23 protein-coding genes are annotated in these 19,205 nt (G+C 58.3%); 16 read left to right on the top strand and 7 right to left on the bottom strand.

What is annotated here, in order from left to right; genetic code table 11:
* Window positions 1-39: 39 nt before the first annotated feature.
* The 12 genes from SPHFLASMR4Y_RS01255 (at window position 40) to SPHFLASMR4Y_RS01200 (ending at window position 11,144) form a co-directional block, all read left to right on the top strand.
* The gene (locus tag SPHFLASMR4Y_RS01255; protein ID WP_089131948.1) at window positions 40-1,830 is read left to right on the top strand and encodes a gamma-glutamyltransferase family protein; all 1,791 of its coding nucleotides are present in this window, start codon (window positions 40-42) and stop codon (window positions 1,828-1,830) included.
* A 46-nt stretch (window positions 1,831-1,876) separates the two neighbouring features.
* Window positions 1,877-2,422 carry a DsrE family protein gene (locus tag SPHFLASMR4Y_RS01250; protein WP_313906755.1) on the top strand — a complete coding sequence of 182 codons (546 nt, stop codon included), beginning with the start codon at window positions 1,877-1,879 and terminating at the stop codon, window positions 2,420-2,422.
* Window positions 2,423-2,440: 18 nt separating this feature from the next.
* The gene (locus SPHFLASMR4Y_RS01245) at window positions 2,441-3,136 is read left to right on the top strand and encodes an endonuclease/exonuclease/phosphatase family protein (RefSeq protein WP_089131946.1); all 696 of its coding nucleotides are present in this window, start codon (window positions 2,441-2,443) and stop codon (window positions 3,134-3,136) included.
* A gap of 99 nt (window positions 3,137-3,235) precedes the next feature.
* Window positions 3,236-4,894 carry a cytochrome-c oxidase, cbb3-type subunit I gene (gene ccoN / locus SPHFLASMR4Y_RS01240; protein ID WP_089131945.1) on the top strand — a complete coding sequence of 553 codons (1,659 nt, stop codon included), beginning with the start codon at window positions 3,236-3,238 and terminating at the stop codon, window positions 4,892-4,894.
* Between the two features lie 13 nt (window positions 4,895-4,907).
* Window positions 4,908-5,642, top strand: a complete 735-nt coding sequence (gene ccoO, locus SPHFLASMR4Y_RS01235; protein WP_089131944.1) for a cytochrome-c oxidase, cbb3-type subunit II — start codon at window positions 4,908-4,910, stop codon at window positions 5,640-5,642.
* Complete coding sequence (locus tag SPHFLASMR4Y_RS01230) at window positions 5,639-5,800, top strand: cbb3-type cytochrome c oxidase subunit 3 (RefSeq protein ID WP_089131943.1); 162 nt, start codon at window positions 5,639-5,641, stop codon at window positions 5,798-5,800. The genes ccoO and SPHFLASMR4Y_RS01230 overlap by 4 nt, the downstream gene beginning before the upstream one ends.
* Window positions 5,793-6,728 carry a cytochrome-c oxidase, cbb3-type subunit III gene (ccoP, locus tag SPHFLASMR4Y_RS01225; RefSeq protein WP_089131942.1) on the top strand — a complete coding sequence of 312 codons (936 nt, stop codon included), beginning with the start codon at window positions 5,793-5,795 and terminating at the stop codon, window positions 6,726-6,728. The genes SPHFLASMR4Y_RS01230 and ccoP overlap by 8 nt, the downstream gene beginning before the upstream one ends.
* A complete protein-coding gene (gene ccoG / locus SPHFLASMR4Y_RS01220) occupies window positions 6,715-8,172 on the top strand; it encodes a cytochrome c oxidase accessory protein CcoG (RefSeq protein ID WP_089134598.1) in 1,458 nt (485 codons plus the stop codon). Before ccoP ends, ccoG begins: the two co-directional genes overlap by 14 nt.
* Window positions 8,169-8,645 (top strand): FixH family protein, encoded by a 477-nt coding sequence (locus SPHFLASMR4Y_RS01215; protein WP_089131941.1) that lies wholly within the window; start codon window positions 8,169-8,171, stop codon window positions 8,643-8,645. The genes ccoG and SPHFLASMR4Y_RS01215 overlap by 4 nt, the downstream gene beginning before the upstream one ends.
* The gene (locus tag SPHFLASMR4Y_RS01210; RefSeq protein ID WP_089131940.1) at window positions 8,642-10,765 is read left to right on the top strand and encodes a heavy metal translocating P-type ATPase; all 2,124 of its coding nucleotides are present in this window, start codon (window positions 8,642-8,644) and stop codon (window positions 10,763-10,765) included. The genes SPHFLASMR4Y_RS01215 and SPHFLASMR4Y_RS01210 overlap by 4 nt, the downstream gene beginning before the upstream one ends.
* Complete coding sequence (gene ccoS, locus SPHFLASMR4Y_RS01205; RefSeq protein WP_089131939.1) at window positions 10,762-10,914, top strand: cbb3-type cytochrome oxidase assembly protein CcoS; 153 nt, start codon at window positions 10,762-10,764, stop codon at window positions 10,912-10,914. Before SPHFLASMR4Y_RS01210 ends, ccoS begins: the two co-directional genes overlap by 4 nt.
* A complete protein-coding gene (locus SPHFLASMR4Y_RS01200; RefSeq protein WP_089131938.1) occupies window positions 10,911-11,144 on the top strand; it encodes a hypothetical protein in 234 nt (77 codons plus the stop codon). Before ccoS ends, SPHFLASMR4Y_RS01200 begins: the two co-directional genes overlap by 4 nt.
* Before the next feature lie 2 nt (window positions 11,145-11,146).
* On the opposite strand, the gene SPHFLASMR4Y_RS01195 is transcribed toward SPHFLASMR4Y_RS01200, so the two are convergent.
* The 6 genes from SPHFLASMR4Y_RS01195 to SPHFLASMR4Y_RS01170 form a co-directional block, all read right to left on the bottom strand.
* A complete protein-coding gene (locus tag SPHFLASMR4Y_RS01195) occupies window positions 11,147-11,785 on the bottom strand; it encodes a response regulator transcription factor (protein WP_089131937.1) in 639 nt (212 codons plus the stop codon).
* On the bottom strand, window positions 11,775-13,298 hold the full coding sequence (locus SPHFLASMR4Y_RS01190; RefSeq protein WP_089131936.1) for a two-component system sensor histidine kinase NtrB: 1,524 nt from the start codon (window positions 13,296-13,298) through the stop codon (window positions 11,775-11,777). Before SPHFLASMR4Y_RS01190 ends, SPHFLASMR4Y_RS01195 begins: the two co-directional genes overlap by 11 nt.
* A 116-nt stretch (window positions 13,299-13,414) precedes the next feature.
* Entirely contained in the window at window positions 13,415-14,227 is an 813-nt protein-coding gene (locus SPHFLASMR4Y_RS01185; protein WP_089131935.1) for a universal stress protein, read from the bottom strand.
* A gap of 111 nt (window positions 14,228-14,338) precedes the next feature.
* On the bottom strand, window positions 14,339-14,926 hold the full coding sequence (locus SPHFLASMR4Y_RS01180; protein ID WP_089131934.1) for an NAD(P)H-dependent oxidoreductase: 588 nt from the start codon (window positions 14,924-14,926) through the stop codon (window positions 14,339-14,341).
* On the bottom strand, window positions 14,923-15,558 hold the full coding sequence (locus SPHFLASMR4Y_RS01175; RefSeq protein WP_089131933.1) for a hypothetical protein: 636 nt from the start codon (window positions 15,556-15,558) through the stop codon (window positions 14,923-14,925). The genes SPHFLASMR4Y_RS01180 and SPHFLASMR4Y_RS01175 overlap by 4 nt, the downstream gene beginning before the upstream one ends.
* A gap of 29 nt (window positions 15,559-15,587) precedes the next feature.
* Window positions 15,588-15,947 (bottom strand): hypothetical protein, encoded by a 360-nt coding sequence (locus SPHFLASMR4Y_RS01170; protein WP_089131932.1) that lies wholly within the window; start codon window positions 15,945-15,947, stop codon window positions 15,588-15,590.
* A 190-nt stretch (window positions 15,948-16,137) separates the two neighbouring features.
* Between SPHFLASMR4Y_RS01170 and SPHFLASMR4Y_RS01165 the strand changes: the two genes are divergently transcribed.
* The 4 genes from SPHFLASMR4Y_RS01165 to SPHFLASMR4Y_RS01150 all read left to right on the top strand — a co-directional run bounded on the left by SPHFLASMR4Y_RS01165 (window position 16,138) and on the right by SPHFLASMR4Y_RS01150 (window position 18,299).
* Window positions 16,138-16,698 (top strand): glycoside hydrolase family 108 protein, encoded by a 561-nt coding sequence (locus SPHFLASMR4Y_RS01165; RefSeq protein WP_260807030.1) that lies wholly within the window; start codon window positions 16,138-16,140, stop codon window positions 16,696-16,698.
* A gap of 115 nt (window positions 16,699-16,813) precedes the next feature.
* On the top strand, window positions 16,814-17,227 hold the full coding sequence (locus tag SPHFLASMR4Y_RS01160) for a holin family protein (protein ID WP_089131931.1): 414 nt from the start codon (window positions 16,814-16,816) through the stop codon (window positions 17,225-17,227).
* A 173-nt stretch (window positions 17,228-17,400) separates the two neighbouring features.
* The gene (locus tag SPHFLASMR4Y_RS16985; protein WP_089131930.1) at window positions 17,401-17,655 is read left to right on the top strand and encodes a hypothetical protein; all 255 of its coding nucleotides are present in this window, start codon (window positions 17,401-17,403) and stop codon (window positions 17,653-17,655) included.
* Between the two features lie 17 nt (window positions 17,656-17,672).
* Window positions 17,673-18,299 carry a DUF6969 family protein gene (locus tag SPHFLASMR4Y_RS01150; protein WP_409928902.1) on the top strand — a complete coding sequence of 209 codons (627 nt, stop codon included), beginning with the start codon at window positions 17,673-17,675 and terminating at the stop codon, window positions 18,297-18,299.
* A gap of 8 nt (window positions 18,300-18,307) precedes the next feature.
* Here SPHFLASMR4Y_RS01150 and SPHFLASMR4Y_RS01145 read toward each other — a convergent pair whose 3' ends face one another.
* Window positions 18,308-19,150, bottom strand: a complete 843-nt coding sequence (locus SPHFLASMR4Y_RS01145) for a class II aldolase/adducin family protein (RefSeq protein WP_089131928.1) — start codon at window positions 19,148-19,150, stop codon at window positions 18,308-18,310.
* Window positions 19,151-19,205 lie beyond the last annotated feature (55 nt).

Below are 19,205 nucleotides of genomic sequence, written 5' to 3'. Positions count from 1 at the left end.
CGTCAGCGGGAGACGCGCCCTTTCAAGACGGATGATGACATGCGCAACCTGCTTCTTTCCACCATCGCCCTCGCCGCTTTTGCGATCACTCCTGCTCTGGCGCAGGAAACGCCGGCTCTGGAGAAGCCGGCGCTCGAACTCGGTGCAGGCGGGCGGCCGGTTGGTGAGCTCTGGTCGCGCAGTCCGGTCCATGCGCAGCATGGCATGGCAGCGACAGCGCATCCGCTGGCCAGCCAGATCGCGATCGACATTCTCAAGCAAGGCGGCACGGCGGTTGATGCGGCGATTGCGGCCAATGCGGCGCTGGGCCTTATGGAGCCGACCGGCAACGGCATCGGCGGTGATCTGTTCGCGATCATCTGGGACCCGAAAACACAAAAATTATACGGTCTGAACGGCTCGGGCAAAAGCCCGATGGGAACCAGCTTCAGGCAGTTCACTGGGCAGCTCAAGGGCAGCAAGACCATCCCATCCTTCGGTCCGATGCCGATTACCGTCCCGGGAACCGTCGATGCCTGGTTCGAAATGCACGGCAAGTTCGGCAAGCTGAGCATGTCCGACATTCTTGCGCCGACGATCTCTTACGCGAATGAGGGTCACCCGGTCGCGCCGGTGATCGGTCATTATCTGGAACGTAATCTGGAGCGGTTTGAACAGAACCTCGATATGATCGGTGATTTCGACAATGCGCGGAACACATATTTCAAGAAGGGCGCGCCGAAAGCGGGCGAGATATTCAAGAATCCGGATCTGGGCAATACGCTGAGCAAGCTCGCCACCGGTGGACGCGATGCCTTTTACAAAGGTGATATCGCAAAAACAATCGACGCCTATTTCAAACGGGTCGGCGGCAATCTGCGCTACGAGGATTTTGCTGCGCACAGCAGCTTATGGGTCGAACCGGGCTGCGTCGTCTATCGCAAGGGCTATGAGCTGTGCGAACTGCCACCCAACTCGCAGGGGTTTGCGGCGCTGCAAATGGCGAATATCCTCAAAAATGTCGATCTGGCGCAATGGCCGCGGGGCAGCGCCGAGGTACTGCATTATATTACCGAGGCCAAACGGCTGGCCTTTGAAGATGTCGCGCGCTTTTACGCTGATCCCGATATCTCCCCTGCCCCGCTGGAATGGTTGTTGTCCGACGAATATGGCAAGCAGCGTTTCGGATTGATCGATCCGGCCAGGGCCTCACCGGAGTTCGGCCCGGGCGAGCCCAAGCTGGAAGGCGAAGGCGACACCACCTATCTTACCGTCGCCGACAAGGACGGGATGATGGTGTCGCTGATCCAGTCCAACTATCGCGGCATGGGCAGCGGCCTGGTCGCCGACGGTCTCGGCTTCATGTTCCAGGACCGCGGCGAACTCTATTCGCTCGATGCGAACCATCCCAATGCCTATGCCCCGGGCAAACGCCCGTTCCAGACGATCATTCCCGCCTTCATGAAGAAGGATGGCAAGCCGTATATGTCCTTTGGCCTGATGGGCGGCGGCATGCAGCCGCAGGGTCATGTCCAGGTAATGATCAACATTGTCGACTATGGCATGAACCTGCAGGAAGCCGGCGACGCCGCGCGGCTCAATCATGATGGCGGTCGCCAGCCAACCAACGATCTGGCGGGAACCGGCGCCAACCTGCTGGGTATACTCCATGTCGAACCGGGCATTTCGGCCAAAACCGTCGAGCGGCTCCGGGCGATGGGCCATGTCGTCAAAATCGTTGACGACGGAATCATGTTCGGTGGTTATCAGGCTGTTACCCGGAACCCGAAAACCGGCGTCTATACCGGTGCAACGGAGATGCGGAAAGACGGTCAGGCAATCGGATACTGAGACAAGGTCAGAACCGTCGCGGACTCTAGTTTAAACAGGAATGAAAATGAAAATAATCTGCTTTCTGACCATGCTGCCTCTATTGGCGCTGGCCGCCCCTGCCGCCGCGCAGATGGAGAATTTCAAGCCCGGACCGGTCTTTGAAACATTCGGACCAACGGCGCCGGTCCAGCAGAGCGAGCCCGTTTCGGCCGAAGCACAATTTGCCATCGCCTTCGATGGCGCCACAGCGGCCGATACGGACAAGATCAACCGCACGATTGAAAGCGCCGCTCGCTTCATCAACATGCATGTCGCCGCCGGTGTTCCCAAAGAAAATATTCGCCTTGCCATCGTCGTCCATGGCGGCGCGTCCGTCGATCTCACCCGCCAGGAATTTTTTGCCGCGAAAAAAGATGGCAAGACAAATGCCAGCGCTGCCGCCATCGCCCGCTTGCAGCAACATGGCGTACAATTCTATCTCTGCGGCCAGAGCGCGGCGGCCCATGGTATCAGCAATGCCGATCTGCTACCGGGCGTCAAAATGTCACTATCCGCCATGACCGCCCATGCCTTGCTGCAACAGCAAGGCTACAGCATCAACCCGTTTTAAAGCAGCCACACAGGTCTCATGTTGAAGGTCGCAAGCTACAATATTCACAAAGGTATTGGCACGGACAGACGCCGCAATCCGGGCCGCATCATCGATGTGCTGAACGAGATTGATGCCGATATCGTCGCGCTGCAGGAAGCGGATCGCCGCTTTGGCGCGCGCGCCGCGGCCATTCCGGAAAAGCTGCTGGAAATGCACAGCGATTATAGCGCGATTCCGCTCGACGTGCAGACTGATTCCATGGGCTGGCACGGCAATGCAATATTGGTCCGCAATTCCGCCAAAGTGATTGCGCATGATATCATGCACATTCCCTGTCTCGAGCCGCGCGGGGCAATCATGGCGCATTTTGAACTGGCGGGCCAGCAGCTCGCGGTTTTCGGCATGCATCTCGATCTGTCCGGGCTGTGGCGGCGGCGGCAGGCGGCAGCCATCATCAAGCTGGCGCAGGAGAAGGAACGCGAGGTGCCGGTGGTGCTGATGGGTGATCTCAACGAATGGAGCGCCGCTGGCGGTTGCCTGAAGGACTTCGGCAAGGCGTTTGAAATGGTCGAATGCGGGCGCAGCTTTCATTCGCGCAGCCCGATAGCCACGCTCGACCGGATCATGCATTCGAGCAATTTCCACTGTGCTGACGCCGGCGTCCACGATAGCGCCGCGGCGCGCAAGGCGTCCGATCATCTGCCCGTTTGGGCCGATCTGGATTGCCGCTAGGACGTTTGTCGCCACAAAATTTCGAACTACGTAACTCTACCTATATAGCCGCAAACGGCTGGCTGGTAGCGCCGTCCCCACACAACGGGGAAGGACGTTATGGACAGTTTACTGGGGAAGGCCGGCGGATGGCTGGCGCTCGTATTTTTATCATTCATCGCCATGGTGATGGCCGCCGATGGCGGCTTCGCCGTGCACATGGGCATCATCATGACCGCCTGCCTGATCGCTCTATGGGTGACGATCAGCAAGGCTGACTATGCCGCCATCGGGCGCGGGATATTGAAGGCGCCCGCTGATCCGGGAAAATATGATGATGATCCCGTTCGCTGGGGCGTCATTGCCACCCTGTTCTGGGGCATGGCCGGCTTTGCCGTTGGTCTGTATATCGCCTTGCAGCTGGCGTTTCCGGTGCTCAATCTGGGGCTGGAATATACCACCTTCGGACGGTTGCGTCCGCTCCATACATCTGCCGTTATTTTCGCTTTCGGAGGCAATGCGCTGATCGCGACGAGTTTCTACGTCGTTCAGCGTACGTGCAGGGCGAGACTGGCCTTCCCCGGTCTCGCCCGCTTTGTTTTCTGGGGTTACCAGCTGTTCATCGTGCTGGCCGCCACCGGCTATCTGATGGGCGTCACCCAGTCGAAGGAATATGCCGAACCGGAATGGTATGTCGATCTCTGGCTGACCATCGTCTGGGTCAGCTATGCGGTTGTCTATATCGGAACGATCGTCAAACGGTCGGAACCGCATATCTATGTCGCCAACTGGTTTTTCCTCAGCTTCATCCTGACCGTCGCCATGCTGCATCTGGTCAATGGCCTCGCCATGCCGGTCAGCCTGCTCGGCGCCAAAAGCTACAGCGCCTTTGCCGGCGTCCAGGATGCGCTGACCCAGTGGTGGTACGGCCATAATGCGGTCGGATTTTTCCTGACCGCCGGCTTCCTCGGCATGATGTATTATTTCGTGCCGAAACAGGCGGAACGGCCGGTCTACAGCTATCGCCTGTCGATCATCCACTTCTGGTCGCTGATCTTCCTCTATATCTGGGCCGGTCCGCACCATCTCCACTATACCGCTCTGCCCGACTGGGCACAGACGCTCGGCATGGTCTTCTCGATCATTCTTTGGATGCCCAGCTGGGGCGGCATGATCAACGGCCTGATGACGCTGAATGGCGCCTGGGACAAGATCCGCACCGATCCGATTATCCGGATGATGGTTCTCGCCCTCGCCTTTTACGGCATGAGCACATTTGAAGGTCCGATGATGTCGATCAAGGCAGTCAACAGCCTGTCGCATTATACCGACTGGACCATTGGCCATGTACACAGCGGTGCGCTCGGCTGGAACGGCATGATCACCTTTGCCGCGCTCTATTACATGGTACCGCGCCTCTGGGGCCATCCGCGCCTGTACAGCCTGCGCATGGTGAACTGGCATTTCTGGCTCGCGACCATCGGCATCGTTCTCTACGCTGCCTCCATGTGGGTCGCCGGCATCATGCAGGGCCTGATGTGGCGCGAATATGGCGACGACGGCTATCTCGTATACGCCTTCAGCGAAGTCGTCTCGGCGATGTTCCCGATGTATATGATCCGCGCCACTGGCGGTCTGCTCTATCTCGCAGGTGCTGTGGTCATGGTCTATAATGTCTGGATGACGCTCGCGGGCAAGGTCCGGGACGAAAAACCGATGACCCAGACGCCTTATAACGAAGCCGCCGACAAGCCGCTGGTCGCGGCTCCGGCAGAGTGAGGGAGACAGGAACATGACCACACTCACGCAAAAACACAAAAAGATCGAGCGCAACATCACGCTGCTGGCGGTACTTGCTCTGGTAACGGTAACGATCGGGGGCATTGTGGAGATCGCGCCGCTCTTCTGGATCGACAACACGGTCGAGGAAGTCGAGGGCATGCGCCCCTACACGCCGCTGGAACAGGCTGGCCGCAACATCTACGTCCGCGAAGGCTGCTACACCTGTCACAGCCAGATGATCCGGCCGTTCCGCGACGAGGTCGAGCGTTATGGCCATTATTCGCTGGCAGCGGAATCGATGTATGATCATCCGTTCCAGTGGGGGTCCAAACGCACCGGACCGGATCTCGCCCGGGTTGGCGGACGCTATTCCGACGAATGGCATGTCCAGCATCTGAAGGACCCGCGCGCCGTGGTACCGGAATCGATCATGCCGCCTTACGCTTTTCTTGCAGAGAAGGAACTCGATCCCGGTGACATGAGCGCGCATTTGCGCACCCTGGCCCGTGTCGGCGTTCCCTATAGCGAGGAAGCGATCGAGAAAGCCAATCAAGACCTGGCGACCCAGGCCGATCCGATGGCCAGCTCGACCGAACTCGAACAGCGCTATCCCAAGGTTCAGGTCCGCGATTTTGACGGCAATCCCGACAAGCTGACCGAAATGGACGCGCTGGTCGCCTATTTGCAGATGCTCGGCACCTTGGTCGACTTCGAGGCAGGAGAAGCACAGGAGCAGCCCCGATGAACTATGAAGCGCTGCGCCATTTCGCCGACAGCTGGGGTCTGCTGTTCATGACACTGCTCTTCCTGACGCTGGTTGGATGGACCTTCCGCCCCGGAGCCGGCCGCAACCACAAAGAAGCGGCCCACATGATTTTTGACGAGGACAAAAACGATGTCTGAGAACAAACGCGTCGACAAACCGACCGGCACCGAAACCGTTGGTCATGAATGGGATGGCATCGAGGAGCTCGACACGCCAATGCCGCGCTGGTGGCTGTGGACTCTGTACGCCACGATCATCTGGGGGATCGGCTATGTTATCCTTTATCCGGCGATCCCAATGATCAATTCGGCCAGCGAAGGCCTGCTCGGCTGGAGCAGCCGCGGAGAATATGCGCAGGCGGTTTCGGCCCGCGAAAGGGAACTGGATCCGATCCGCCAGGCGCTGGTATCGACCGACATCCGCAAGCTGCACGGCAGCCCGGAACTGATGCAGCAGGCGGTAGAAGGCGGCCGGTCCGCGTTCAAGGTCCACTGTGTCCAGTGTCACGGTTCCGGCGCTGCGGGATCGAAGGGCTATCCCAATCTCAACGACGATGACTGGCTGTGGGGCGGCGATCTCGAAGCCATCGAATATACGCTGATCCACGGTATCCGGAACCCGGACCACGACCAGACCCGCTTCTCGCAAATGCCGGCCTTCGGGCGTGACGGGATATTGCAGTCGGGTGAAATCCAGGATCTGGTCTCCCATGTCCGCGTGCTGGCGGGCCGCGAAAAGCAGAGCGCCGCGGCCACCCGCGGAGCGGTGCTGTTCGAGGCCAATTGCGCAATTTGCCATGGCTCCGACGGCACGGGTGACCGCACGCAGGGCGCACCCAATCTGACCGATGCGATCAGCCTCTATGGTCTGGATCGCGCGTCGCTGACCGACACGATCAGCAACAGCCGCTATGGCGTGATGCCGCGCTGGGGCCAGCGCCTGGATCCAGCAACCATCCGGATGTTGGCGGCCTATGTACACTCACTCGGCGGCGGTGAAAAACTCCCGGCATTGGAAGAAATCGCTGATCAGCGGGATGAAAGCGACGGTGATGGGCAGTCCTGAGGAAATTCTCGATCCGGAGCTGAAACTCTATGAATCGCGCAAGAGTGTCTTCCCCAAGGCGGTCAACGGCCCGTTCCGGCGGCTGAAATGGGTGATCATGGCGATCACCCTCGCCATCTATTATGTTACGCCCTGGATCCGCTGGGATCGCGGACCTTACGCGCCTGACCAAGCCGTGCTTGTCGATCTGGCCAACCGGCGCTTTTACATGTTCGGCATCGAAATCTGGCCGCATGAGTTTTATTATGTCGCCGGCATGCTGGTGATGGCGGGTATCGGACTGTTCCTCGTCACCTCGGCGGTCGGTCGCGCATGGTGCGGCTATTCCTGCCCGCAAACCGTCTGGACCGACCTGTTCCAGCATGTCGAACGCGCGATCGACGGTGACCGCAACGCCCAGTTCAAGCTGCAGGATGCGCCCTGGGGACCGAAGAAAATCGGCAAGCGCCTCGCCAAATGGTCGGTCTGGCTGTTCATCGCCTTCTGGACCGGCGGCGCCTGGATCATGTATTTTGCCGACGCGCCCACGCTGGTCGTCGACTTCTGGACCGGCGAGGCTGCCTTTGTCGCCTATGCCACGGTCGGCGTGCTGACCCTCACCACTTTCATCTTCGGCGGTTTCATGCGCGAACAGGTGTGCATCTATATGTGCCCGTGGCCGCGTATCCAGACCGCGATGATGGATGAAAAATCGCTGACCGTCACCTACAAGGACTGGCGCGGCGAACCGCGCGGCAGCGTGAAAAAGGCGGAGGCCCAGCCGGGCAGCTTTGGCGATTGCATTGACTGCAACCAGTGCGTCGCGGTTTGTCCGACCGGCATCGACATCCGCGAAGGGCCGCAGATCGGCTGCATCACCTGCGCCTTGTGCATTGATGCCTGCGACTCCGTGATGGAGAAGATCAACCGGCCGCGCGGCCTGATCGATTATGCAACATTGGAAGACGCCGATCTGGAAAAAGCCGGCAAGGCTCATAATCCGGTGCTCAAGACATTGTTTCGGCCGCGCACCATTCTCTATTTCTCGATCTGGGGTGCCATCGGACTGGCGATGCTGTTCGCGGTTGGCAACCGGACGCGGATCGACATCAGCGCCAATCACGACCGCAACCCGGTCTATGTCCAGCTGGCCGACGGTCATGTCCGCAACAGCTACACGATCAATCTGCGCAATATGGAGAACCGGCCACGCGACATGATCATCGGCATGACCGAGCTCAAGGGCGCGGTGATGTGGTCCAACGCGGGATCCCGCGACGGTGCGGGCAAGACGCTGGTCACCTCGGTTCCTGCCGATAGCGTATCGCGGCTGCGGCTTTACATTGCCGCCCCGGGTGACGGACCGGTTCGGGAAGATTTCGCCCTGACCGTGACGGCTGCGGATGACGCCGAAGCGAACGACATGGACGAAATATTTTTCGAACGACCGGAGACAGGCGAATGAGCGGGCAGGACAGCGTGACGAAAAAATTCACCGGCTATCATGCCGCCGCAATGATTGTCGCTTTCTTCGCGGTGGTTGTGGGTGTGAACCTGTTTATGGCGCGCTTCGCCCTTTCAACCTTCAGCGGTACTGTCGTCGACAACAGCTATGTCGCTAGCCAGAAATATAATGACTGGCTGGAGCAGGCGAGAAAACAGCAGGCGCACGGCTGGACCGTATCCCCCGCCGTCCGGCAGGCAGACAGGGCCAGCCTCACGATCAGCACTGACGACGGCAGCCCCTTGCAGGGCGCAAAAATCACGGCGCTCGCGGAGCATCCTGTCGGCCGTACCGATCCGTTTGAAATCGACTTTGTCCAGAGCAATGCCGGGGATTATCGCAGCATCCAGCCGCTGCCGGCGGGTCGCTGGAAAATGAAGATCATCATCTCGCGGAATGAGCAGAATATGCGCGTGGTCCGGGATATCCGATGAACGCGATCACGCCTCTTGGTGATACGCAAGCACAGGCGGTCGTTTCGCGCTTTGCCGTGCCGGCAATCCGCTGCGCCGGATGCATAGCCAAGATCGAAAACGGTCTGAACGGCGAACCGGGAATCCTGTCGTCGCGGGTGAATTTCTCGACCAAGCAGGTGGCCATATCCCATCTGCCCGAGCTGGATGATGACAAGCTGAAGCAAAAAATTGAAGCGCTGGGTTTCGAAACACAGATTCTCGCTGACAATCCCCTGTCCGAAGAGAAAGGCAGCACCGACAGGTTGATCCGCGCGCTGGCGGTGGCCGGCTTCGGGATGATGAATATCATGCTGCTCTCGGTCAGCGTCTGGTCAGGCGCGGCCGGCGTGACCCGCGATCTGTTCCACTGGCTTTCTGCTCTGATCGCGATTCCGGTCATCGCCTATTCGGGACGCCCGTTTTTTGCCTCTGCAGCGATGGCTCTGCGCTACGGCCGCACCAATATGGATGTGCCGATCTCGATCGGCATTTTGCTGGCAACCGGACTGAGCATATACGAAACGGCCACTGGTGGTGCCCACGCCTATTTTGATGGCGCGGTGATGCTGTTGTTCTTCCTGCTCGCCGGGCGGGTACTGGACGGCATGATGCGCGACCGCGCGCGCGAAGGCATTGGCGCCTTGCTGAAACAGACAGCCCCGGGCGCTATGGTGATGATGGACGATGGCACAACGAGCTGGGTCGCCACCAGGGACTTGCGACCGGAGATGCGGATGATGGTTGCAGCGGGTAGCAATCTCGCCGCCGACGGGGTGATCGAAACAGGATCCAGCAGCTTTGACTGTTCGCTGATGACCGGCGAAAGCGAACCGCAGCCGAACGGTGAAGGCGACATGGTGCTGGCCGGCACATTGAACCTGTCTTCCCCCGTTATCGTGCGGGTCACGGCCACCGGCGAAGACACCAGCCTGTCGGACATTGCCCGGTTGATGGACGAAGCGGGTCAACACCGCTCCTTCTATGTTCGCATCGCCGACCGCGCCGCGCGCTACTATGCCCCCGCGGTCCACAGCCTAGCCCTGCTCGCCTTTGCCTATTGGATGATTGTCGGCGCCGGCTGGCACCAGTCGCTGCTGATCGCGGTCGCCGTGCTGATCATCACCTGCCCCTGCGCGCTCGGGCTCGCGGTTCCGGCGGCGCAAGTCGTTGCGTCCGGGGCTCTGCTGCGCAAGGGCGTGATGGTGAAGGACGGCAGCGCGCTGGAACGGCTGGCAGAAGTCGACTATGCGCTGTTCGACAAAACCGGCACGCTGACGCTTGGCCATCCGGTACCGGTCAATCTCGATGATCTGAGCCTCAGCCAGAAACAGATTGCTCTTGCTCTGGCCCAGGCCAGCCAGCATCCGATCAGCAAAGCCATTCGCACGGCGTTACTGGCGGAGAATATCACTCCCGCCATACTGGAAAATATCGGAGAAGTACCGGGTGAAGGCATGAAAGCCCTCTGGAACGGGCTGCCGGTGATGCTTGGAAAACCGGAAAAATCGGCGGACCATCTGTCCAGCCAGCTTAGCATGGGTGACGATACGGTCCTGCTCCAGCTCAAGGACGAAATCCGGCCGGACACCTCGAATGCATTGGCAAGACTGCAGGCCCTGGGACTGCCGGCCTCGATCATTTCCGGCGACAATCTCCATTCTGTTTCGCTGGTTTCAGACGCTCTGGACCTACCCGCAAAGGCCGGGGTCTCACCGCAGGACAAGGTCGACGCGATTACGCGGCTAAGCGACAGCGGCCACAAGGTGCTGATGGTCGGCGACGGGTTGAACGACGGCCCTGCCCTCGCCGCAGCCCATGTCTCGATCGCCCCGGGTTCGGCAAGCGATGTCGGCCAGCAGGCCGCCGATGCGGTCTTTACCAGTGATTCGCTGATGCCGGTGGCACTATCTGTGACGGTGGCACGCCGGACCATGAAGATCGTCCACCAGAATTTCGCGCTGGCGATCGGCTATAATATCATTGCCGTGCCGCTGGCGCTGACCGGCATGGTGACGCCGCTGATCGCCGCCATTGCCATGTCCCTGTCATCACTGATCGTGGTCGGCAACGCCCTGCGCCTGAACGGAGCAGCAAAATGAGCGGCCTGGCAATCCTGATCCCGGTGGCCCTGCTGATGGGCCTGTGCGGTCTGGTTTTTTTCTTCTGGGCTATGCGCAACGAACAGTTCGAGGATCTAGACGGCGCGGCCCAGCGCGTGCTGATTGATGAGGAAGACGAGTCTTCATGATCGACCATATCAGATCGTCCAGCTGGAGCCTGTTCGGGATTGTCGCAATCACGCTGTCGATGTCCGCCATGCCCCTTGCAGCAAAACCGGAAATGATGACAATCAAGCTATGCTCTGCAGATGGTGCTGTCCGCAATATCTCGATTCCTGTCGAAAGGGACAACGGCAAGACCGATTGTGCGAAGCCTTGCCATGCCTGCCTATCGCGCAAGAAAAATGCGAAAAGCTGAACTCAGCTGTTTGCCGGTCTTTCGTGCCTCTCACCGCGTTCCGCGGCAAACCCGATACGCAAGGCATCCGCAAGACTGCGCACCCGCAATTTTTCCATCATGTTGGCGCGGTAGATTTCGACCGTCCTTGGTGAAATGCCGAGATCATACGCAATGGTCTTGTTGGGTAGTCCGGCCAAAAGACCGTCAAGCACGTCCTGCTCCCTCCCGGTCAAACAGGCGAGCCGGACTTTCGCTTCGGAAGCCGCCATTTCCTTGAGATTGCTGTCCGCCAGTCGTACGAAAGCCTCTTCCATCGCAGCGATAAGAGCTTCTTTCTCGTATGGTTTTTCAAGGAAATTGACCGCTCCGGCCCGCATCGCCTGGACCGCGATTTCAATATCGCCATGACCGGTAAGTATCACCACCGGCATGTCGATACCGTCCTTGATCATCTGCTGCTGCACCTGCAGGCCATCCATATCCGGCATCCGCACGTCAAGCAGAACGCAGCCACGCTCCGCACCTTTTGCCATTTTCAGAAAGGCAACCCCGGATTCGACCGGTTCGACCTTGAACCCGGCATGCCGCAACATGAACGCCGCAGATCGCCGGACGGAATCATCATCATCGACAATATAGACCAGCCGCTCACTGCTCATCATTCTGCTCCCGCTCCGCTTTTTCCAATGTGATCCGGAAAATCGTGCCACCATCCGGATTGGGTTCGACGCCAATCGTACCACCATGGGCCTCGATAATCGTCCGGCAAATCGAAAGGCCCAGCCCCATGCCAGTCCCCTTGGTGCTGGCAAAGGGATCGAAAATCCTGTCACCCAGTTCCTGATCGATGCCCGAGCCGCTGTCCGATACGGAAATTTCCAACCGCTCGTCATCGAGAGATTGGACCCCGATATGCAGTTTCTTCTCGGCACTGTCCGCCATTGCTTCGATCCCGTTGCGCATCAGATTGACCATTACCTGCTGCATCTGCACGCGGTCGGCAAACACATAGTCCGTATCCGGTGCGATATCGATCGAGAATTTTACGCCCCGTTCCTGCGCACCGATCATGCCCAGAACGGTCGCATCCTCCAGCACTTGAGATATCGACAATTTTCGCCGGTTAATCTCGCCGCGCGAGACAAATTCCCGGAGCCGCCGGACGATCGTGCCCGCCCGCAGACTCTCGGACACACTCTCCTGTAGCGCCTCGAGGAAAAATTCGCGATTCTCGGCCAGATCCCCATCCATCATGTCGCGCGCCGCCGACAGATAATTGGCAATAGCGGTCAAGGGCTGGTTGATTTCATGCGCAAGCGAGGATGCCAGAGTTCCCACCGCGCTGAGACGCGAGGCATGAGCCAGATCCTGCTGCAGCGACTGCAACTCCGCCTCGGTCTGCTTTTTCTCGGTCAGATCGATAATGAAGCCGGTGAAATAGCGTTCGTCGCCGATTTTTGCTTCTCCGACTTCCAGCTGCAGCGGAAAGGTCGTGCCGTCTTTCCGGCACCCGACCACGGTCCGGCCGATGCCGATAATCCGTTTCTCTTCGGTCCGTAAATAGCGCTCGATATAACCGTCGTGCGCGGCCCGATAGGGTTCGGGCATCAGGACCTTTACATTCTGTCCGATTATTTCTTCCTGCTCGTAGCCGAACATTTTTTCGGCTGTCGAACTGAACGAGCTGATCCGTCCCGCTTCGTCAATCACCACCATTGCGTCGGGTATTGTCGTCAGGATCGAGCGCAGGATCGAATTGGCCTGGTCCAGCTTGCCTTCCGTATTCCTCAGCGCCGTCACATCCTGAAATGTAACCATCACGGCGTCAATCTCGCCTTTCGGACTGGCCAGACCGGCAATATTGCATTCTGCATATATCAGTCGGCCGTCGGGAAGCTGCAGGGGAACATCAAACGGGTCAACAGCGCTCGATTCAAAGGCGCAATCCATCCGGTTTTCAAACAGCCGGCGGTGGTCGGGTGCTACACAGGTGACCGGTGCGCCTTCCGGCAGATCTGCCAGGCTGGCAACCCCGAATATCTCCAACCCCACCGCGCTGCAGTTGATCGGCTGCAGATTGCGATCGACAATCATGACACAATTGGGAAAGGCAGACAGGATTGCGTCCGGGTGCCACACCCGGTCCGTGCCATGAACAATCGTTTCGCGCACTTGTCCTGTCTTTCCCTCGCCCGTCCAGCCACAGATTGTGAAAGAAGGGACCCTACACAAAATGCGCGAATAGCCATAAGGAATTTTATTCTGTCAGTGGCGGGAGGCGGGTACATTCAGTGTGATACGACGAGCGGAATGGGGCTTTTTTTGAACAGGTTGCGCGTGACCCCGCCAAACAGGAACTCTCTCGCACGGCTGTGCCCGTAAGCGCCCATCACCATATATTCCGCCTTCACGTTTTTCGCTTCCGCCAGAAGCGCGGCTTCGACGCTGCTCTTGCCGGCCGGAGGGCTGTGAATTTCCGACTTGATGCCATGACAGGCGAGATATTCCGACGCCGCGAGTTGAGGCAGATCGTGATCCTTGTCCTCCTCGACCGTCAATATATGGACATCGCTGGCCATTTTCAGCAGCGGCACGGCGGCACGCAACGCGTTCCCCGCCTCGAAACTACCATTCCAGGCCACCAGCGCCGGCCCGCAGGCATCGAATTTCCTGACATCGTCCGGCTGCACCACCACCGGCGCGGTCGCATTGAACAGCACGTCACCCAGCAGACCAAGCGGCAGCGCATTTTCCTTCTCGCCCCCCGCAGAACTGAGAACAATCAGATCAACCAGCGCGGAATTTTTCGACAGGCCGCGCGAGGGATCGATATATTCTTCCCGATAATCCCAGGACACATCTTCGCCCGCCAGCCGCTTTTCGATCTCGGCGCGAAGCTTCTTGTCCAGTTCGCGGGTCATTTCGCTGACATCATACATCACCGACATGCCGGTCACGCCGTCGAATGCAACTTGCGAACTGTAGGGATTGGCGCGCAGGCAATGCAGATGGCCACCAAGCGAACGGGTCAGATCGAGCGCCGCCTGCAGACGGGCCTCCAGCCCCTCGTCATCGGCGATATATAGCAGCACGGATTTCATTGAACGTCTCCTCTTTCCACTTCATTCGCTGGGTCGGAATGTCATGGAGAGCAACCTAGCCGTCGCTATTGGGAGCCTGTATAAGGGTTTATACGGATAGAAGACGGCCGCTCAGTCGCCGGCCGCACCATGGGCGGCAATCCGTTTCAGCCAGCGTGCCCGGTGCCGTTCGCTGCTGTCGACATTTCCGATCAGCGATGTGGTCACCGGAGCGATACCGGTCAGCTTCAGGATATTGCGTTCAAAGCTGCGGACACTGTGCGCGGCGAAATAGGCGCGGTAGAATAATGCTGGCATCCCCATGGTGACGATAAGGCGCGCCGAGCGTCCCTTCAGCAGCTTCCCGGGCAGTTGGTTGCTGCCTTCCTCGCCGTAATCCAGGGCGAAATTGGGGCGAAAGGCTTGTTCGATAAACGCCTTGAGCAAGGCCGGCATGTCCCCCATCCAGAGCGGATAATAGAAGACAATATGTTCGGCCCATTTGATCGCGTCCTGCCCCGGCCGGACAGCCTCGGGCACATCCTCTTCCAGCCATTGCTTGCGGCTTTCAAGGATCGGGACATTCTGGCCGGCCAGACGAATGATCCGCACCTCGTGACCGGCCGCACGGGCAGCCTCCGCATAAGCCGAAACAAGGGCATGGCCAAAGCGGTTCGGACTCGGGTCGGGATGCCCGTCAATAACGGCGATCCGGGTCATGGTGCCGCGATTTCCGCCGCTTCGTCTTTCGGCGTCTGCCACTGGAATGCCATGATCAGCTCCATGATCGCCTCTTGTGCGGCTCTGTCGATTTCCAGAGGATAAGATGCCGTCAGCCGCGCATCCCAATAGCCGTAATCCAGCGCCGTTACGCTGAAATGCCATGGTACGGAGTCCCTGTCCCCGTCGAAAATCCCCTGATAGGCCGCAATATCCGGGCGGCCCGATACAAAATAATCGCCTTCGGACAAAATCGCGGCGCTGGAATATCGGGACAGCAGATCGGGCTTCACGATCAGATAATGGTCCTGCGCGGTCAATTCTTCCAGATGAATGATCGCGATCCTGATTTCGATTTCGTGATCTTCGAAATCACGCAGATAGCCAATCTCGAAATTATTACCGGTAAAATCGTTGGTCATCTCGCACTGACGGCGGAAACCGGCGATGGTCGCCGGGAATATGAAGCCGCTATCCTTGTGGATAATGGCACCCGGTTCCTTGTAAGGGGCAAAAGGATCGAACAGCGGCGCAGAACCGACTACACATTCTGCCGCAGCGGGACTGCTTGCAAGGGTCAGCGCCAGCGCCGCTGCAGTTGCAAATCCGGTCAGTTTCAATTTCGCCAGCATGACATTTCCCCTGCGCTTGGATTGTCTGTCTATTCGTGACAGCTTACGACGCGAAATGGCAGTTCGCTGCCGTCGGTTTCCGTAATGGTCAGATATTCGCCAACTTTCAGCGGGTGATCCTTGAGCCGGAAAATGCTCTCGTCATCATCATCACCGACCTTATAGGAAAAGACCCATCCTTTATCAGTGGCAATCACAACACCGCTCTGGTCTGCTTCGCCTTGCCAGAACCGCCTTACAACCGGCCGTTTTTCAGCTTGTCTCAACGCCTCCGGTTCGATGAACCCTTCGTCGTTCAACGGAACGCGAAAGACATATGCATGGGCTGACGAGCCATCGGGATGGTCAGCGGTTCTTGCCAGTTCGAGGCGGATTGTTTTCCAGGTCATGCAGCAAGTCTGGACCAGCGAAATGATTGGCGCGATACGCAATATTGCGTAGAAGCAGAGACAAGCGTGCCGGGAAGCCTATGGACAAAGACCTGCTTCTCCGGGCGAGCGGACCGCAGCAATGCTCGCTTTCCTACAGCTAACCAAATAGGTTATATAGCAGCCTTTCGCACCGAAAGGAGATTTCCCCATGCCCGACATGCACGACATGCACGACATCGACCGATTGATTGACAAGGTCATCAGTCTGGAAGGTCAATATTCCGATCATCCGGCCGACCGCGGCGGCGCCACGGGGTGGGGGGTGACCGAAGCGGTGGCGCGGGCGCATGGCTATGCTGGCAGCATGCGGCACTTTCCGCGGGCGCAAGCGGCCGCGATCTACAAGCGCAAATATTGGCATCACCCCGGCTTTGACAAGATCGCGCAGCGCGCACCGCAGATCGCGGCCGAACTGTTCGACACCGGGATCAATATGGGAACCGCGACCGCCACCGCTTTCCTGCAGCGCGCGCTGAATGCGCTCAATCGCAACGGCAATGACTTTCACGATCTGGCAGTCGACCGTGTGATCGGCACCAGAACTCTGGCCGCGCTCGACGCGTTTCTCCGCAAGCGTGGGTGCCAGGGCGAAACCGTGCTGCGCAAGGCGATCGATGCCCTGCAAGGCGCCCGTTATATCAAGTTGGCGGAAAGCCGTCCGGCCAACGAGACTTTTCTGTATGGCTGGCTGGCCAACCGGATCGGCTGAACCCAGCCGGCAACAGTTTTGCCTTTAACAGTGTAAACTTTGTCAGGTTCGCCCTCTTCCCGACTGCCAATGCAACCGAAATATTCATCCGAAATATGAAAAGGAAATCCGAACAATGTCCATCATATCCACGCTTATCGGTCCCGTATCGAAAATCATCGACAAGATCATTCCGGACAGGGAAGCCCGTGACCAGGCCAAACTGGAACTGCTGAAGCTGGAAGGCAGCCAGGAACTTGACGAGGTCCGCGTGCAAATGTCCGCGATATTGGCCGAGGCGCAGTCCTCCGATCCCTGGACCAGCCGGGCACGCCCGAGCTTCCTCTACGTCATGTATCTGCTGTTGCTCTGGTCAATCCCGATGGGGCTGATTGCCGCCTTTCGTCCGGAAGCGGCGGCCGATATTTCAGCCGGCATGAATGCCTATCTTTCCGGCATCCCCGAACCGCTATATGCACTCTTCGGCACCGGCTATCTTGGCTATACGGTCGCCCGGCAATGGGGCAAGATTCGTGGCGCGGAACGCTGACACTGTGCCAAATATCCTGTGGAAACAAACGATTTACGCGGTTTGCTGCCCCGGGCCAGCACAAATGGCTCACAATATGCCGGATTAATGCAATATTTACGAAATAGGCTTGCCATGCCCGTATCTTTCCAGATAAAGGGGCAAGTCTAGTTCATCCAAAGGGGATATTTTAAATGACGACCGAAACAAACTTCCGCAAAATGCTCGCTGTAGCCGGTGGCCTTGCTCTTGCTGTTCCTGCTCTTTCTGCATGCGCAGAACAGGCTGACGACGCAGTTGCTGTAGCTGAAGATGCCGCTGAAGAAGCGACATGTGCAGCTGAAGAAGCAACCTGTGCAGCTGAAGAAGCTACCGATGCGGTTGCTGAAGCAACTGAAGAAGCTGCTGGCGATGCCGAAGCTGCTGTAGAAGAAGAAGTTGCCGAGTAAGCTCAGCTTATCAAGCATTGGAAAATGCATTAGAAAGGCTGTTTGAGCTTACCGGCCAAATAGCTAATGAGGGCGTCTCGCTAGTACCCAGAGTGGTACCGGCAGACGCCCCTTTCGTTCAGTATCAGCATTACCCCAAGGGGGACTGCGTAGCGCCCGGCACCAAGTCGCGCTGGTTCTATCATGCGCACAAGCCGGAAGAACGCGAACAAGGCGAACATGGCCATTTCCACATGTTCCTGCCGCTCGACATGTTTGACGGCGTCGAGCCTTATTATCAACCACCTGCCAAGCTGCCCAATGGGAAGAAGACCCAAGGCGTTGTCCATTTCGGCGCATTGAGCTTCGGTCTTGATGGTATGCCGCTCAGCTGGTTCACAACCAACTATTGGGTCACTTACGAATTTATGATGCCGGCCGAGGCGATTGCTTCTCGACTGCGCGGCTTCGACATGACCGGTGCACCCGGCGACCCGCTGGTCAACGACTGGCTGACCGCCGCCGTCCGGCATTTCCATGATCCCATTGTCGACCTGACCCGCAAACGCGACAAGCTCCTCAAGGAAAAGAAACAGCAACTGGGCTCCGCTGTATTTACCGACAAAAAGGTCGAGATACTCTCCCGCCTGCCCTTTGATTTGTAGAACCGGACCTAGTGGTCGTGCCCGGGGTTGGTTCGCTTGAGCTTGCGCATCAGTCCCGGCCAGACCAGATTATCTCCCAGACCGCGTTGGAACGCAGGAGAGGCCTGCTGGAAAACCCGGCGCCCCATGTCTTCACTGTCTTCATGCAGATGCTCTTCGCCGCCAACCGACTGCGCCAATATCTGCGTTTTGCAGGCATTTTCGAGAATATACATGCGCAAGAAGGCAATCGCGCAATTCTCGCCGACGGTTAAAGTCCCGTGGTTGCGCAGAATGAGCAGGTTCTTCTCGTCCAGATCGTTGATCAGCCGCTCCCGCTCGTCGAGGTCGAGGGCGATGCCTTCATAGTCATGATAGGCAAGGTCATCATGCACCTGCATGGCAAATTGCGTGTAGCGGCGCAATCCGGCCTTCTGGACGGACACCGCAATGCCATAGGGCGTATGCACATGAATAACGCATCCGGCGTCTTCGCGGGCGCTGTGCACTGCGCTATGGATGGTGAAACCGGCAGGATTGATGAAATAGGGCGTGTCCTGCTTGATATTGCCCTCGAGGTCGATCTTGACCAAGGCCGACGCCGTCATTTCGTCAAACAGCACGCCATAGGGATTGATCAGAAACCGCTCCTCGCCATCCTCATCAGGCAGGCGCGCGGAAATATGGGTAAACACAAGATCGGTCCAGGCGTGCATCGCGCAGAGACGGTAGGTCGCCGCAAGATCGCAACGCAATTGCCATTCGACCTCGGACACCTTGCCTTTCACACTCGGGATATCGTGCGGATCGGGGATCGCAAACCCCGGTCCAACGCCCATCGCAGATTCTTGCTTCGGGATTGCGGTTGCCATGGTCTTTTCCTTTGTTAGCCAGTGCCTCTCTATCACAAATTGGCACGCTGCGATG

Source organism: Sphingorhabdus sp. SMR4y, assembly GCF_002218195.1.
GTDB lineage: Bacteria > Pseudomonadota > Alphaproteobacteria > Sphingomonadales > Sphingomonadaceae > Parasphingorhabdus.
Note: the sequence above shows the minus strand (reverse complement) of the source record. Positions and strands in the feature narration are given on the sequence as shown.